This window comes from Photorhabdus australis DSM 17609 (assembly GCF_000711895.1).
Lineage (GTDB): Bacteria > Pseudomonadota > Gammaproteobacteria > Enterobacterales > Enterobacteriaceae > Photorhabdus > Photorhabdus australis.
On sequence record NZ_KL543985.1, the window covers coordinates 144,325 to 161,433 of the forward strand.

Below are 17,109 nucleotides of genomic sequence, written 5' to 3' on the forward strand. Positions count from 1 at the left end.
AAAAATAAATTAGCGGCACACCATCTTATTTCAAAAACATTAAATACTAATAACACTACGTTTACATTAATTTCCCTTTTTCTGATATTTTTATCAAACATGCAATAATACCTACAGTAAATAAATAAGGCTTCATAATTCTGCCACACGTGGCTTTCTTCAACCAATTGTTATACATAGAGTTATATGTTACATAGCGTGTGTAAGGTGTAGCACTATTTTGGAAAGCTATTTATAATCTAGCATCATTATGAAAATTTCTTTGAATCAATAAATTTATAAGCAATAACCCGGATTTATAAAATTAACGTATATGATTATCTCTGCCCTTAATAAATACAGTTTATTGCCAAGTTACACTCATCCAATATCACAATCCATTAACATTTCACCAATAAAATTGCAAACCAATGTTCGATGTATAATAAAATTATTATTAATTAACCATAAACTTAAAAATCTACCTTTATTTGCCATTACAATCATTTTATATATTATCTATTAAAAACATAGATATATTTTATCATCTATATTTATGTTTTTAATTACAAATATATAATTAATCTCTTATTATTTTATAATAAAACTCAAAGGGCAAAAAAATTGACATTCATCTCAAAGAAAAGGTATCTTTTAAAAACACCGAAATTATAGAAACTTTTATTTTCATAGTTAATAATTTTCATAGTTAATAGATAGTTTATTTTAGTCTTTTAAATTAGATGAAAATTATCACTAACTATATTCAAGATGTATCGCGACGGCAAGGGAGCGAATCCCCGGAAGCATAGATAACGATGTGACCAGGGTGAGTGAGTGCAGCCAACAAAGAGGCAACTTGAAAGATAACAGGTATATAATGAAGATGGCTACAACAGTGAGTAAGCAGTCCCAAATAAAAATAAATTTTCTTTAAGGAAGAATCATGAAATGGAATTCTAATAAAGCAGTAAAAAATTAGCCATAAAATATGATCTAGAAGGTCGGTTCCACTCAAGATATTTAGTTAACCCAATGGGTTAAATTATAATCTTGGCATTTATTAAACATATTTTTAAAATTAATTACAAGAGGTAATATCATGTCAGAGATCGAAGCTATTACATTAAAAGCACCAATCAGCGTTATTGCAAAAGTAACTAATAAATCAGTATATAAACTCAAACTTATCCAAGACTCTATTCGTTTGGATCAAGGTGAGTGGACAACTCTTCCTCCTCAAGTAATTAATAGAAGCAATGATAATACGCCAGGAAAAGCTATTTGGAGAAGTGATTCAAATAGTATTCTTAGTGGTGTTGCAGGACGTTGTACTTATGTATTTGTAGATAGCAAAGGAGAAATCTATAGCATTTTTATTACATGGAATAACCCTCTGATTGGCAGCAGCAGCTACTCAATATCAACAGACTATGAAGGTGATGATTTACATCTGTCTTATACAGCAGATGTTGGTAATAACCCAATAGTAGAATATACTATTGTAACCTAATATTTAGTCACTTATATTAACAACCATTCCTGTTAAATTAATATTTATTCAACAGGAATGGTTTATTTATTTGAAAAGGTAACATTTTCCATTTCAATCAAAGACTAATTTACATTATTCTACCCATCGCTAAATAATTCCTTCTTTCACAAGCGGGTTCTATTTGTATTGTTTCCCTATAACCTCATCGATACTACTTTCTTATTATTAAATTGTCATCAATAGGTTTTTACAGATGGCGCCTGGTAAGTGTTAAAACGATTAAGTAAGGTGACAGGATCTTGCTCGATTATTGCCATATGACGATATTTTTCATGTAAAAATTGTTCATCGGCCATTCTATTAATCATAGCAACTAGTGGATCGTAAAAGTTATTAATGTTCAGAATACCACAAGGCTTAGTGTGCAACCCTATCTGGCTCCAGGTAAATACTTCACTAAATTCCTCTAACGTACCAAAACCACCAGGTAAAGCAACAAAAGCATCAGCAAGCTCAATCATCTTATTTTTACGCTGATGCATAGTTTCGACAATATATAATTCTGTCAGATTTTTATGTGATATTTCACGCTCTTCTAACAATGTTGGAATAACACCAATAGCCTTACCACCCTCTTTTAGAACAGTATCAGCAACAGTTCCCATAATGCCCACACTGGCCCCACCATAAATTAAGGTCATATCTCGCTTAACTAATTCCTTCGCAAAGACAATGGCATTTTCTTTATATATTTCAGATGCACCAAGACTTGAGCCACAATAAACAGCAATACTTTTCATTATCTGAGTTCCCGCCACTTCATATCTACTGTAAAAAATACAATTGTACATTATAATAACTATTATACAACTCATTTATGTATAGATATAATATAACTTAAAAAATTAATTATCAGTCATCGATAAATTATCAATATTTCATAATACAATTTGATTTCTCATAGAATGATCCCCTAATACTGAAGAATAATTTCACTATTTGATATAATATAATCTAATGCATGGGAAATATTTATTTAAAATTATATTCTTCAAATCTATTGAGTTATCTGCATTTCACTGAGAAGATTACCAACCAGATCATTTGATTTTAATAGAGGTTTTGCCCGGATGTCTTCTTCCAAGCTCCAAAGGAGTACTTTTCCGTTAATACCTGTAATATTGTTATTACTCTCCATGGCATCAATTCAGAGCGGTGCCTCTCTTGCCAAAACTCTATTTCCAGTCATCGGTGCACCTGGTGTTACTGCTCTGCGACTGGGCCTTGGGACTATCATTCTCTTTCTTATTTTTAAACCCTGGCGTCTGCGTTTTCGCCGAGATTCAATTATGCCACTGCTGACCTATGGTATTGCTCTCGGCGCAATGAATTACACGTTTTATATGGCACTGACGACAATTCCTTTAGGTATTGCCGTCGCTCTTGAGTTCACTGGCCCACTGGCAGTCGCCATGTTCTCATCACGCCGACCAATAGATTTTCTCTGGGTTGCCCTAGTTATCGCTGGTCTGGCTTTCCTATTACCCATTGGTAATAATATTGATGGGCTGGACCCTGTGGGGATTATCTATGCACTCAGTGCGGGTGTTTGCTGGGCACTGTATATTATTTTTGGTCAACGCGCTGGGGCCGGTTACGGAGCGGCAACAGTTTCTATCGGCTCACTTGTCGCGGCCTTGATATTTTTCCCTGTCGGGTTAATACAAACAGGACCAGAGCTGCTATTTGATATGTCGATTATGCCTCTGGCACTAGCAATCGCTATTCTGTCTACTGCGTTCCCATACACATTGGAAATGATTGCTCTGACCCGTTTACCCGCACAAACATTTGGTACTCTGATGAGTCTTGAACCAGCCCTTGGTGCTTTATCTGGTATTATTTTTCTCAATGAACATCTAACTACAACTCAATGGCTGGCCCTATCTTGTATTATTTTTGCCTCTATCGGTTCTACATCAACCATTAAAGGGAAGCCTAAAATCACAGAAGTCGGCTAATAATTTTATTTATACCTGATATCTTTCAAGTTGCCTCTTTGTTGGCTGCACTCACTCACCCCGGTCACATCGTTATCTATGCTCCCGGGGATTCGCTCCCTTGCCGTCGCGATACATCTTGAAATCTATTGGGTATAAAACCGTTATTATTTATCACCAAGCTGGTCATGAGTATTTTCCAAATAATCATTATTTTTTTCTTAATCATTCCATAAAAATATAATTATATTACTTCATTATTAATAAATAGCTTTCCAAAATAGTGCTACACCTTACACACGCTACATAACATATAACTCTATGTATAACAATTGGTTGAATAAAGCCACGTGTAGCAGAATTATGAAACCTTATTTATATCTGCTCTAATTTTTACCTGCAATTTATAAGAATGATCTATTGATTTAATAGGAATAAGCTATGTGATTCAAGATTAATATCAAGTTATATTCATTCCCATAAATGAGAAGCTCATTATTAATATTAAGGGAAAACTATTATGGATACAGCCAAATTAATTAAAACAAAATCATCGACACTTCTTTATACTCGTAATGATGTCGACGATGATATTAAGCAGGAAACAATTGAAATTCTTAACCATATGGTGGTCCATTTTATTGATCTTTCCCTGCTCACCAAACAAGCACATTGGAACATGCGCGGTAACAATTTTATTTCTATCCACGAAATGCTGGATAATTTCTATACTACTATTGTTGAACATATAGATATTTTCGCAGAAAGAATTGTGCAATTTGGTGGAGTAACGCTCGGAACGGTGCAAGCAGTAAATAAACACACTTCACTGAAAAACTACCCAACAAATATCCATAACGTACAAGATCATCTAAAAGCACTAGCTGACCGCTATGCCATTGTTGCTAATGACATCCGTACAACTATTGATGAAATTGAGGACGAAAATACCGCAGATATGCTTACTGCTGCCTCCCGTGACCTCGACAAATTCTTATGGTTTATTGAAGCAAACATTGAGCAATAAAATTAAAGGGCCATCATATAAGAGCCCTGTGTCACCTACAGGACCAGCTAACAATGTGGTCCTGTTTATATCAACATTCCATCATTCAAGACTCTAGCATTGCAAAACATCATAAAACTCCCATCATACAGACAAATTTCGTCATATCCTTTAAAAATAAGCATAAATTGTCTATAATCTATGCTTATTTTCATAAGCAACTTGAGGAAATAATAAAATGGATGCCGAAGTAAAAGATAGCAACGGTACTGTGCTCAATGAGGGTGATTCTGTACAAATCATCAAGGATCTGAAAGTAAAAGGCACATCAACGACTTTAAAACGTGGTACCGTGATTAAAAATATCCGCCTAAACCATCGTGAAGATGAAATCGAATGTAACGCAGACAAAATCAAAGGGTTGGTATTGAAAACCTGCTTTCTGAAAAAAGTAGGATAAACAACCCCTTCTGTCGATTTTATTGATAAAGGATAAATAAATTACAAATTTTCGTGTAAGTTATTTATCCTTTCATTTGTCTGATTTCAGCTTCTGAAGGAATTTTCGGTTGTTCAATAGGGAAAACCGGCAAAGCATTTAGCAACCTCAACCCATATTTTTTACTCAACAAACGCCGGTCATAGATAACCACATCACCATAACATTCATGACTACGAATAAGCCTTCCTACCTGCTGAATAAGGCTGAAAGAAGCACTCGGCAAACTTTGTATTTCAAAGGGATAACGTCTAAGCGATTTCAACCATTCACCTTCAGTAATAATTACCGGATTGTTAACTGGAGGAAATGTGATTTTATGAATGTGAACCTGAGACAAATAATCACCCTTTAAATCCAGACCTTCAGCAAAAGATTGCAACCCAACCAACACACTACATCGCCCTTCATTTATACGCTGACAATGTGTTTCAACTAATCGATAACGTGGCTGATCTCCCTGAACAAGTAACATCAAACGTAAATCCGTCACATAAGTGAGAAAGGTATCCATCGCCCTCTGACTACTGAACAGAATCAACATTCCTTTATGTTGCTGACTCAATAATTGAGTTCTGAAATAACGTGCCATCTCTTCCAAATGAGCAGCTTCATTGTCAATTGTCGGCTCCAGCGACATTTGGGGAATAACCAGTTTTCCCTGCCGCACATGATCAAAAGGTGATGATAACGTGACAAAACGATCACCTGCTTTTTCAGTTAATCCCGTCAATTCCTGAATACGGGAAAAACTATTCAGAGAACGAAGTGTTGCTGATGTCACAACCACATGAGGAATATTACGCCAAAGCAGTTGATTGAGCTGTTCACTGACTCTGATACCTGCACAGTAGAAATAGAGATGTGACTGATTTTTTTCATAGCGGCGTCTCAACCATTTTGATACCGGCGCACCAGATAACTCTTCCAATGAGGCCAATCGCCATAATTTGGTCATATTTTCAAAGTATCCAAGCGTGCGACTCGTATGCAAAATAGACCGATGCAATCTGCCAATATCCTGTTTAGCTGTCCGTTCAGTCAAATCATTAAGTATCGCTTCTGCCAATCCACGTAAGCCATCAGTCAATTTGAACAATTGCTGACAGCAAAGTAGCAAATTATCCGGCAACTTACCCATCTCAAACAAATGCTCATCTATTTCACTTTTTTCAGGTAAAAGTATCTGAGTGATCGTAGCAAGCTCTTTAAAATATTCCCTTATTTTTTCACTATGTTCATTAAGACGACTGGCATTAGCCAAACGCGGAGGCTTTACAGGATGAAATTGCACCAGATATTGCTCAACATGGCGGATAAAAGTATCTAACTGACCATTGAGCTGAAACAGGGTAATTTCCCCTTCAACTTCCAGAGAATCTCGAGCAACATCAGGTATATGATGTCCTTCATCAAGTACTAATAACAAATTCCTGGCATCGGGTAGTACCGATTCGCTCTCCAATGCTGCCATCACCAACGCATGGTTAGCAACCACGACATCCGAATTTTCTATCTCACGACGCGCAATAAAAAACGGGCAACGATGATAATATTGACAATTACGACCAAGACAGTTTGCTTTATCTGTACTCACTTTCGACCATAAAACATCAGACAGAGCCAGTTTATGGTGATCACGCAATCCATCCCAGGCAAAAGTTGTGTAGTCACTGTGCAACTTGCGGCACAGTTCCTTTTCTTCACTGTTAGCAAGTTCTGTTTTGTCCTCAACCAAAAACATTAAATCTATCTGTTCACCATTGTGTGCACAGATGGCTTCAAGATTACGTGGACAGACATAACGCCCACGCCCAAAAGCACCTGTAAATTTCAAATCAGGAATAATTTTGCACAATAAAGGAAGATCTTTACTGTAAATCTGATCCTGCAAAGCGACATTGGCGGTACTTATGACTAAAGGCTTGCTTTCTGCTCTGCCAACCGCAATACCAGGGATCAAATAGGAAAGGGTTTTACCAATTCCGGTTGGCGCTTCAATCACTAAATGGCGCCCTTCTTGACCAGCAAGATTTTTTGCAACTTCAGCAATCATCTGCCTTTGTGGAGCACGGGAAATAAAGCCATCAATGTGTTGAGGTAACGCCTTATACCACTGGCTTATCTGATTTTTTATTGAACTGGAAAGTGCCATTGCGTTCTGCTGTCATAAAACTGATGCGCTATTTTCCCACAGAGCAGAAACGAAATCAGCTCAATATCGAGATTACAAGGTCTAGTCAATAATTTAATACCAAATTCAGTAAATTATCATGCTAATAAGAACCAGGCTAAATGTTCTGACAGTATAAGGTAATGATATTAATTTCATCGATTCATCAATTCAAAGCATTATTCATTATCCATAAAGTAAATTGGTTATTGCCTTGTCAGCTATTCAGAACCCTATATACTTCCTATTTTCTAGATCACCAGAGAATAATAAATGAAAAAACCACTTCTCACTTTCATCGCTATCCTTTTTGCATTTGGTTCAATTGGCGGCGTATTCCTGGCGGGCCTCAACATGTATACCCGCTCAACTACACCGATAGAACCACCAACCAGCCAGCAGCAAGAAACAACCACAGCGCCGGTACAGCAACGATAACGGACCGAGACACTATTTTAACTTTTATATAAATGAGGGCCCCATGAATAATTCATACTTCGTCAGTGCTCAATGGCTAAAAGATCATTTTGATGATGAGAATCTCGTCATCATTGATGCAACCGCACCACCGCCACCTCAACAAATCGATTGCCATAAGCTCTGGCTAGATATACACATTCCTGGCGCCCAATTTTTTGATTTGGATAAAATTGCAGATCATCAAAGCGGATTACCTCATATGTTGCCAGATCCGCAAATTTTCAGTCAGGCTGTTGGGACAATGGGTATTAGCGAGAACCATTTAGTCGTGATTTATGACCAAGGTAATATGTTCTCCGCCCCTCGCGCATGGTGGACATTTAAGGTATTCGGTTGCCACAATGTTCGTATTCTTGACGGGGGTTTACAAGGCTGGCAACAAGCAGGATTTCCAACAGAATCAGGTGAAGTGACACGCAATCCTCAAATTTTTAATACCGATTTCGATACCAGCAAAGTGAAATCACTGGAACAAATTCTGACTTCACTCCATGATCCACAATTTCAAATCGTGGATGCCAGAGCAACAGACCGTTTTCAGGCTAAAGCACCTGAGCCGCGTCCTGGACTAAGGATGGGCCATATTCCTGGTAGTAAAAATGTTCCGTGGACTATGCTGGTAGAAAATGGTCATTTTAAATCAGTAACCGAAATTACAGATATTTTTCGCAAGCAACATGTTGATTTAAGCAAACCTGTTATTACCAGTTGTGGTTCAGGTATGACAGCCGCTGTTTTAGTACTAGGTTTAGATATAATCGGCAAAAAAGATGCTTATTTATATGACGGTTCATGGGCTGAATGGGGAGCAGATGATACCCTGCCACTGGAGAAATAATTAACACCAAAGGGCATATTTATCCTATGCCCTGAAATAAATAAACGACTGAACATTAGCTTTGTAAATAGTATATACCCAATAGATTTCAATATGCATCGCGACGAGAAGCAACTTGAAAGATAACAGGTATAACGACTATTTATTACGAACATTCTGATATGCATTTTCGGCAATCAATAACATCCCATCCAATAATTTCCATATCGTTATTATTTAACTTATTAATTAATGTTGTTTTTATCAAACAAAGTTACATAAAATAATTAAACAAGTATATTTGTAAGTTTAAATATTATTATCATTAACTTAAAATTCAACTCTATATTTTATTTAAAAATAATATTAAGCTATTATTCCAACAAGAGTTATTGTTGCAAGACATTCTTGTTAATAAATCGTAGATATGGACAGCGGGTAGAAACAAGAATAATAAATAAAATATCCTAGTGAAATAGGTTATACCCAATAGATTTCAAGATGGATCGCGACGGCAAGGGAGCGAATCCCCGGGAGCATAGATAACGATGTGACCGGGATGAGTGAGTGCAGCCAACAAAGAGGCAACTTGAAAGATAACAGGTATATAAGAGAGTTGAATATTAATATTCTAACCAGGACATAATATCATTATTTATATCATAAAAACGGAGAATGAAAATGACTATTTCCCTTCAAGATCAAAGAATAAATCTTGCGCTAAGCTTTATTAGTGGCTCAGGAAGCATAACCACCGAGCAATCAGAACCAACTCTCGTCGCAGAAAACATTAAAGAATCATTGGAAAATAGTATAATTACAGCTAATAGATTCTCTATCGTTTGGGGTCCTGCTGTTTTTCGTATTGATAATAGAAAAAATGCCAAGGATAACAAAGACGACCATGTATTATTCATTGTAAAAAACCGTAGATTTCCATATGACTATCGAATCGTTATTCGTGGATCATGGTCTGACGTTAATTGGCAAATTGAAAATTTTGCTGTACACGAAACTGTAAACTGGTCACTTTGGGATACCAATATTCCCGAAGACTTCAAAGACGCTAAGATTTCTTATGGAACACACTTAGCATTAGACTATATTGTTAACCAGGCAAAAAGTAATAATACTCCTGGCTATGGGGAATCACTGATTGACGCAATTGATAAAATTTCCCAAGAAAAAGGAATACACAATATTACTATTACAGGACATAGTTTAGGGGGGGTACTGGCCTCTACCCTTGGATTATACTTAAAACGGTTGTACCTTAATAAAGGAAAAAATCATATCCGTATTAATGTCTGCGCTTTTGCCAGTCCAATTACTGGCAACAATGTTTTTTCGTCCTACATTAAATCTATTTTTAATTCCATATCTACAAAAAGCTATAAAAGTCATTTCTTACGAGTCCATAATCGTAAGGATATCATTTCTTTAATCTGGCATCTCGATGGATTAGAACAAATTCCTACTATCTATGAACCACTGATTAAAATTGATAAAGAATTAATGAATAAATTTCAAAAAATTGTCCTTATTGTAAAAGATAAAAATTATACAAAACTTATTCCAGATTTACCTTTTACTGCACCGCTGTTAGAATCATTACCAGATTTAAATAATCAGGTCGTTTTCCAACATATTAAAGCATACGCTAATCAATATGGTATGAATTTAGTTGAAGTTAATGACGGAACTAAACCACCTATTGATGATATTGTTGTTATTAATGGTAATTTATCTCAAGATATCATCGCCTATTTATCACGTATACCTCTACCTGGCGATGACACCAATATTGCATAATTTAGTTTATATTAATTTCTTATCCAAAAAATGGAGCCTTTATTAACGGCTCCATTAAACATAATAATATTTAATTAAATATAACAATAGAATTATCTCTTTCCAAATAATACTAATTCATTATCATTTATTTAGATATTCATAATAATATTCACATGTAATCATTCAACATATAGTCATTACTATTTGATTTTAATTTTACTATAAATAATTCAAACCTCATCGAACAAAATAATATAAAATTTCCACACGTTTATTTGACAGATTTAGAAGATATCATTAACTTTAAGTTAAATACCACTTTTTACCTGAATAGAAGATTAAAAACATTGATTCTTAATGTTTAAACCTAAGCATCGATTTAACATTTATCATATAAAAAATAGGGAGTAAAAATGACTATTTTTCGTGAAGACCAAAAAGTAAATCTCGCGCTCAGCTTTATTATCAACTCTGGAGGTATAAAAACTGACAAATCAGAACCCGGTATCGTTTCAGAAAATATTCAAAAATCACTGGAAAGCAGCAAGGCCACAGCGAATAAATTCTCTATCGTTTGGGGGCCTGCTGTATTTCGTGTTGACGATATTGATCAGAAAAAAAGTGTTATAGACAAAAAGGACGATCACGTTTTACTCATTGTGCAAAATCGCCATAATCCAAGTGACTACCGTGTTGTCATTCGGGGATCATGGTCTGATATTAACTGGCTTAATGAAGATGTCATTGTCTGTAAAACTAAAGATTGGAAACTATGGGATTCAAACTCACCCGAAAATGCGAAGATTGCTTATGGAACAAACATGGCATTGGATTACATTATTAACCAAATGAGAAGCAACAACCCTCCGGGTTATGGAGAGTCGCTCACTGATGCAATTGATAAAATCGCTCAGAAAGAAGGAATACAAAATATTACTATCACAGGTCATAGTTTGGGAGGGGTTCTGTCTGCTACCATTGGTCTATATCTAAAGAGACGGTACCTTGATAAAGGAAATAATAATATTCGTATTCATGTTTGTGCTTTTGCAGGACCAACTGCTGGTAATGATATTTTTGCATCCTACTCTGAATCTATTTTCAATGAAACATCAGTAGCCGGCTATAAAAGTAATTTTCTGAGAATTCATAATAGCATAGATGTCGTTCCCCTGGCCTGGTATATAAAAGGTTTAGAGGAAGTTAAAGCTATCTATCCAGTATTAACTGTAACAGTTAATGCGCTTATCATTTCTGTCCTTGATAAGAATTACACGCAAATTTTCCCAGATTTACCTATTCACTCACAGATTCCAATATTACCAATAGCGTCGTTTGACGATTTATTGGTTAATATTGGAAATCAACATACTAAAGCTTATACCAAAGAGTATGGAATGAGTTTCATCACTATTGATGATAATTCAAATATACCGACTGATTACGACATTGTTGTAGTTAATGATAGCCTATCCGAAAGTATCGTTGATCTCTTCAAATTTTTAACCAAAGGTAAAATCAGTATTACATGATGAGATAAGTGGAACCTTTATTAAAGGTTCCATTCACTGCAATTAATTAAACAAACATTATATATAACCGTCCAAAGATGTATGGTATTTCCATGAAATTATTTTACACATCATTTTTATCACTCATATTTAATTTCAAAATAAATAGTTTACATGTTGCCAAATAAAATAATATTAAAAAAATCTTTGTACACATTTGACAGATACAAAATTCATTATTAACTTTAAAATTAACTATATTTTCCATTTAAACAGAAGATGCAAAAAATCAAACTGTGATGTTTGAACCTAAACACCAAATCAACATTTATCATATGAAAAAATTTGGGAGGTAAAAATGCCTATATCTTGTGAAGATCAAAAATTAAATCTCGCATTAAGCCTTATCATTAATTCTGGAGAAACCGATAAACCGGACAAAAAAAGCACCATTAAGACAGATATTTATACATCACTTAACAACAGTAAGGCAACAGCGGGTAAATTCTCTATCTGTTGGGGACCGGCTATATTCCGCGCCGATAAAAAATACCATGATAAAAGATATGATCATGTTTTAATGATTGTGCAAAATTGTACTGATTCAAGTGATTATCGCCTTGTCATTCGGGGAACATGGTCTAATATTAACGCGTTTAATGAAGATCTTAATGTATTGGAAACTGTAGATTGGTTAAAATGGGACCCAAAAGCACCTAATAATGCTAAGATTTCTAAGGGAACAGACAAAGCATTAAACTATATTCTCAACCAAGTAAAATATAACCCTACAGACACAGGCCCGGAAGAATCGATAATTGATGCAATTGATAAAATTGCCCAGCAAAAAGGAATACAGAACATTACTGTCATAGGGCACAGTCTGGGTGGTGTAATGGCTTCTACCCTTGGTTTATATCTTAAAAGGCACTACATCAACAATAAAAATATACGTATTCATGCTTGTACCTTTGCAGGCCCCACTGCTGGTAATGATATTTTTGCATCCTATTCCGACTCTTTCTTTAAAGGAACATTAGACTCTGATTCTTATGAAAGTAATTTTCTGAGAATTTATAATATCAATGATATCGTTCCATTAGCATGGGCTAAAAATGATTTAAAGACAATTGAAAAGCTCTATCCTAAGCCAATAGTAATAATTGGCGTTAAGATTTACATCCATAAAACCCGCCATATACACTATACTCAACTCTCCCCAGCGTTATGTTTTCCAAAGAAGTTAGATAAATCACTAAACTTCCCTAAAAGTATAATGGAGCAACATATTAAGGCATATCCCCACTGTTATAACATGTCCTACAAAGAATTTAAGTGTAATTCAAATGTACCTGACAATTACGATATTGTTGTGGTTGACAGTGATTTATCTGAACATATTCCTGACTGTTGTACATCTCTAATTAAAGATGAGAGCGACATGACATAACTTTACTATGTCACATATATTTTTTTAATTCATCATAAATGGAACCTTTATTAAAGGTTCCATTCATTGAAATAAGTTTCGTCTGAATAGAGTAAGCACATTGCTTCTTCCTACATATCACTAAAATTACGCCAATTCACTATCACTCGCTTTTGTAGATACCAATTTAAATCATTTTCCATAGAAAATATCATCACTACTTTCTCCATATGATCATTACTAATAATTAACATAATCTTACAAAAACATAGCGTAATTTTTATCGCTTATTTTAAACCTCATAATAGATAATTTATTTTGTTAAACAAATTAACATTAAAATACTCTATACTTATATGTAGCTAAATTAAAGGTTATCACAAACTTTAATTTTGTTTTTAACTTTTATTTAAAATAAAAAATCGGTTATTAATGTCAATACCGAAACATTAAATTAACATTTATCATATAAAAAAGTTGGAAGTAAAAATGACTATTTCTATTGAAGATCAAAAAATAAATCTAGCGTTAAGCTTTATTAGCAGCTCAGGAAGTATATTAACTTATAACTCAGAACCGGCTATCGTCGCAGAAAATATTAAAAAGTCATTAGAAAGCAGTAAGATAACAGCAAATAAGTTCGCCATCGTTTGGGGACCTGCTGTTTTTCGTGTTGGTAGTGTTGATGTTAATAAGAAAAAAAGTGTTATAGATAAAAAAGATGATCATGTTTTATTCATTGTGAAAAATCTCACAATCCCAAATGATTATCGGATTGTTATTCGTGGATCATGGTCTGATGTGAACTGGCGTGATGAAAACTTTAATGTAGGTACAACTGAAAGCTGGTCAATTTGGGACCCCAAAGCCCCTAAAAATGCTAAAATTTCGAAAGGAACCCACATCGCCTTAGACTATGTTATTAATCAAATAAAGAGTAATAACATACCTGGCTATGGTGAATCACTGATTGATGCAGTTGATAAAATTGCTCAGGAAGAGGGAGTAAAAAATATCACTCTTACCGGACACAGTTTAGGCGGTGTACTAGCTTCTACTGTTGGCCTGTATTTAAAGAGGCGGTACATTGATAAAGGAAATAATAATATCCGTATTCATGTTTGCGCCTCTGCTAACCCAACTACTGGTAACGATATTTTCGCATCCTATGCTGAATCTGTTTTTAACGGAACATTAGTACCGAGTTATAAAAGTGATTTTCTAAGGATACATAATCGTAAGGATGTCGTTACTTTAGCCTGGCACGTAAAAGGGTTAGAAGAAATTAAAGCGCTCTATCCAATATCATTTTTATTAGTTAATGGGCTTATCTATCTTGTGAAGGATAAAAACTATACCCACCTTACCCCAGATTTACCTTTTACTAAATCTCATTCAAAACCTTCTCCAGGATTAATTGAACAACTCGTATTTCAACACATTAATGCCTATACCGAGCAGTATGGTATGAGCTTAGTTTCAGCTAAAGATAGTTCTAATCCGCCTACTGATCATGATATTGTTGTGATTAACGATGGCCTTGCTCGTAATATTGGTGAGCTTTTCTCATTTATAGCCCAAGGTAGCAACGATACTAAATAAATTTATCGTATTGTCCCTCCGCTGATTAAGAAAATGGAACCTGATTAAAGGTTCCATTACAATAATGGGTTCTTAATCAATAATTAGGTTAAAGAAATTACATGTGCTATATCAGCAGACGTTTTTAACTTCCTTATTTCTTCAAAGAGAGCGGTTGCTTCTTCGTATTCTTTCCGTAAATAACCGAGCCATTGTTTAATACGAGCAACATGATATTGTCCGGTATCACCTTGTTTTTCCAATCGAACATATTTTTGCAACAATTGAACAACTTCATGCCAGTGCATTTTTGGCTCGTTATATTTTACTACCCTGCTCAAATTGGGAACATTAAGCGCTCCACGTCCAATCATGACAGCATTACAACCTGTAACATCCATACAATTTTGTGCACTTTGCCAATCCCAAATCTCGCCATTGGCAATCACCGGAATAGAAAGACGCTGACGAATTTCACCAATCGCTTGCCAGTTAATGCGTTCCGCTTTATAACCATCCTCTTTAGTCCGCCCATGAATAGTAATTTCCGTTGCACCCGCTTGTTGCACGGCATCAGCAATTTCAAATTGCCGTTCACCACTATCCCAACCCAGACGAACTTTGACTGTCACAGGCAAATGAGAAGGTACAGCTTCACGCATGGCTTTTGCCCCCTGATAAATCAGCTCCGGATCTTTTAGCAACGTCGCTCCACCACCGCTACCGTTGACCGTTTTCGACGGGCAACCACAGTTTAAATCGACACCATAGGACCCTAATTCAACTGCTCGCGCCGCGTTTTCTGCCAGCCATTGCGGATATTGGCCCAAGAGTTGAATCCGTACCAAAGTACCGGATAGTGTCCGGCTTTGGTTACGCAGTTCAGGGCAAAGCTTATAAAAAGATTTTACTGGCAACAGGCTATCAACAACTCGCAAGAACTCCGTAATACACAAATCATACTCATTGATTTCACTCAGCAGTTCTCTGACTAAAGAGTCCAGCACGCCTTCCATCGGAGCCAGTAAAACCCGCATTAATTAACCTCTGATGTTAGGCGCTTTCTTTGATGCATCCGCATGATTGTGGCTACGCTGACGCGAAGGTGATCCAGAACGACGATGGCTATTTTTCTGACGACTATCACCACGTGCCTGACGGCCATTCTGAATAGGTTCAGCTTTGATGGTTGGATCTGGCTCATATCCGGGGATTGCCATGCGGGGAATCTCCCGTTTCAACAGCTGCTCAATATCTTTCAGCAATTTATGCTCATCAACACATACCAGAGAAAGTGCCTGCCCCGTAGCATCTGCCCGCCCAGTACGACCAATACGGTGGACATAATCTTCAGATACATTGGGTAATTCAAAGTTCACGACATAAGGCAGTTGATCGATATCCAGACCACGGGCAGCAATATCTGTCGCGACTAACACTCTGATCCGACCCTCTTTAAAATCAGCCAGAGCACGCGTTCTTGCTCCCTGGCTCTTGTTACCATGAATAGCAGAGGCTGTTACGCCATCTTTATTCAACTGTTCTGCCAAACGGTTCGCTCCATGTTTGGTACGAGTAAAGACCAAAACCTGCTGCCAGTTACGGCTGCCAATCAGGAAAGAAAGCAACTCGCCTTTACGCTTTTTATCTACAAAATGGACAAATTGTTCAATCTGTTCAGAAGCAGAGTTACGGCGAGCAACTTCAACACTGACAGGATTATGCAGTAATTTATTAGCTAATTTTTTGATATCGTCAGAGAACGTAGCAGAAAACAGTAGATTTTGTCGTTTCGGTGGCAACTTATTCAGTACCCGACGGATATCATGAATAAAACCCATGTCCAGCATACGGTCGGCTTCATCCAATACCAAAATTTCTACCCGCGATAGATCAACCGCATTCTGGTGTTCAAGATCCAGTAAACGACCCGGTGTTGCGACCAAAATATCTACACCACCACGCAATTTCATCATCTGAGGGTTAATGCTAACTCCCCCAAAGACAACCAGAGAACGCAATCTAAGATATTTGCTGTAATCACGTACATTTTCGCCAACCTGAGCCGCCAACTCACGGGTTGGTGTCAGAATCAATGCTCTGACTGGTCGACGTCCTTTCGTTTGAACAGGGGAATTATTTAGCAATTGCAACATCGGTAATGTAAAACCTGCGGTTTTACCCGTGCCTGTTTGAGCACTGGCTAATAAATCTTTACCAGCTAATACGACAGGGATTGCCTGCTGTTGGATTGGCGTTGGCGCTGAATAACCTTGTTCTTCAATGGCACGCAAAATATCAGCACCTAAGCCGAGTGATTCAAAACTCATAAATAAGAAATACTC

At 36.2% G+C, this 17,109-nt stretch carries 14 protein-coding genes; 10 read left to right on the forward strand and 4 right to left on the reverse strand.

What is annotated here, in order from left to right:
* Positions 1 to 1,081: 1,081 nt before the first annotated feature.
* The gene (locus tag BO26_RS19185) at positions 1,082 to 1,492 is read left to right on the forward strand and encodes a hypothetical protein (protein ID WP_036774336.1); all 411 of its coding nucleotides are present in this window, start codon (positions 1,082 to 1,084) and stop codon (positions 1,490 to 1,492) included.
* Between the two features lie 218 nt (positions 1,493 to 1,710).
* Here BO26_RS19185 and BO26_RS19190 read toward each other — a convergent pair whose 3' ends face one another.
* Positions 1,711 to 2,274, reverse strand: a complete 564-nt coding sequence (locus BO26_RS19190) for an LOG family protein (protein WP_036774337.1) — start codon at positions 2,272 to 2,274, stop codon at positions 1,711 to 1,713.
* A gap of 330 nt (positions 2,275 to 2,604) precedes the next feature.
* Here BO26_RS19190 and rhtA point away from each other — a divergent pair, with 330 nt between their 5' ends.
* From rhtA to BO26_RS19205, 3 genes are all read left to right on the forward strand, one after another.
* A complete protein-coding gene (gene rhtA / locus BO26_RS19195; protein ID WP_036774338.1) occupies positions 2,605 to 3,495 on the forward strand; it encodes a threonine/homoserine exporter RhtA in 891 nt (296 codons plus the stop codon).
* A 499-nt stretch (positions 3,496 to 3,994) separates the two neighbouring features.
* Positions 3,995 to 4,501: a DNA starvation/stationary phase protection protein Dps gene (gene dps, locus BO26_RS19200; protein WP_036774341.1), complete on the forward strand. Its 507-nt coding sequence runs from the start codon at positions 3,995 to 3,997 to the stop codon at positions 4,499 to 4,501.
* Between the two features lie 217 nt (positions 4,502 to 4,718).
* Positions 4,719 to 4,940 carry an alkylphosphonate utilization protein gene (locus tag BO26_RS19205; protein ID WP_036774343.1) on the forward strand — a complete coding sequence of 74 codons (222 nt, stop codon included), beginning with the start codon at positions 4,719 to 4,721 and terminating at the stop codon, positions 4,938 to 4,940.
* Positions 4,941 to 5,004: 64 nt separating this feature from the next.
* Here the strand turns inward: BO26_RS19205 and dinG are convergent, their stop codons facing one another.
* On the reverse strand, positions 5,005 to 7,134 hold the full coding sequence (gene dinG, locus BO26_RS19210; protein ID WP_036774345.1) for an ATP-dependent DNA helicase DinG: 2,130 nt from the start codon (positions 7,132 to 7,134) through the stop codon (positions 5,005 to 5,007).
* 291 nt (positions 7,135 to 7,425) lie between these two features.
* On the opposite strand from dinG, the gene BO26_RS23750 reads away from it, so the two are divergent.
* The 6 genes from BO26_RS23750 to BO26_RS19235 all read left to right on the forward strand — a co-directional run bounded on the left by BO26_RS23750 (position 7,426) and on the right by BO26_RS19235 (position 14,785).
* Positions 7,426 to 7,590, forward strand: coding sequence for a hypothetical protein (locus tag BO26_RS23750; protein ID WP_165602891.1), 165 nt, complete (start codon positions 7,426 to 7,428; stop codon positions 7,588 to 7,590).
* Positions 7,591 to 7,633: 43 nt separating this feature from the next.
* A complete protein-coding gene (gene sseA / locus BO26_RS19215; protein ID WP_036774348.1) occupies positions 7,634 to 8,470 on the forward strand; it encodes a 3-mercaptopyruvate sulfurtransferase in 837 nt (278 codons plus the stop codon).
* 660 nt (positions 8,471 to 9,130) lie between these two features.
* Positions 9,131 to 10,261, forward strand: coding sequence for a lipase family protein (locus tag BO26_RS19220; RefSeq protein WP_036774351.1), 1,131 nt, complete (start codon positions 9,131 to 9,133; stop codon positions 10,259 to 10,261).
* Between the two features lie 395 nt (positions 10,262 to 10,656).
* Positions 10,657 to 11,775: a lipase family protein gene (locus tag BO26_RS19225; protein WP_036774355.1), complete on the forward strand. Its 1,119-nt coding sequence runs from the start codon at positions 10,657 to 10,659 to the stop codon at positions 11,773 to 11,775.
* A gap of 337 nt (positions 11,776 to 12,112) precedes the next feature.
* A complete protein-coding gene (locus BO26_RS19230) occupies positions 12,113 to 13,204 on the forward strand; it encodes a lipase family protein (protein WP_036774358.1) in 1,092 nt (363 codons plus the stop codon).
* Positions 13,205 to 13,672: 468 nt separating this feature from the next.
* Positions 13,673 to 14,785 (forward strand): lipase family protein, encoded by a 1,113-nt coding sequence (locus BO26_RS19235; protein ID WP_036774362.1) that lies wholly within the window; start codon positions 13,673 to 13,675, stop codon positions 14,783 to 14,785.
* Positions 14,786 to 14,868: 83 nt separating this feature from the next.
* Here BO26_RS19235 and dusC read toward each other — a convergent pair whose 3' ends face one another.
* Both dusC and rhlE read right to left on the reverse strand, forming a co-directional pair.
* Positions 14,869 to 15,801: a tRNA dihydrouridine(16) synthase DusC gene (dusC, locus tag BO26_RS19240; RefSeq protein ID WP_036774364.1), complete on the reverse strand. Its 933-nt coding sequence runs from the start codon at positions 15,799 to 15,801 to the stop codon at positions 14,869 to 14,871.
* A gap of 3 nt (positions 15,802 to 15,804) precedes the next feature.
* Entirely contained in the window at positions 15,805 to 17,094 is a 1,290-nt protein-coding gene (gene rhlE / locus BO26_RS19245; protein WP_036774365.1) for an ATP-dependent RNA helicase RhlE, read from the reverse strand.
* Positions 17,095 to 17,109 lie beyond the last annotated feature (15 nt).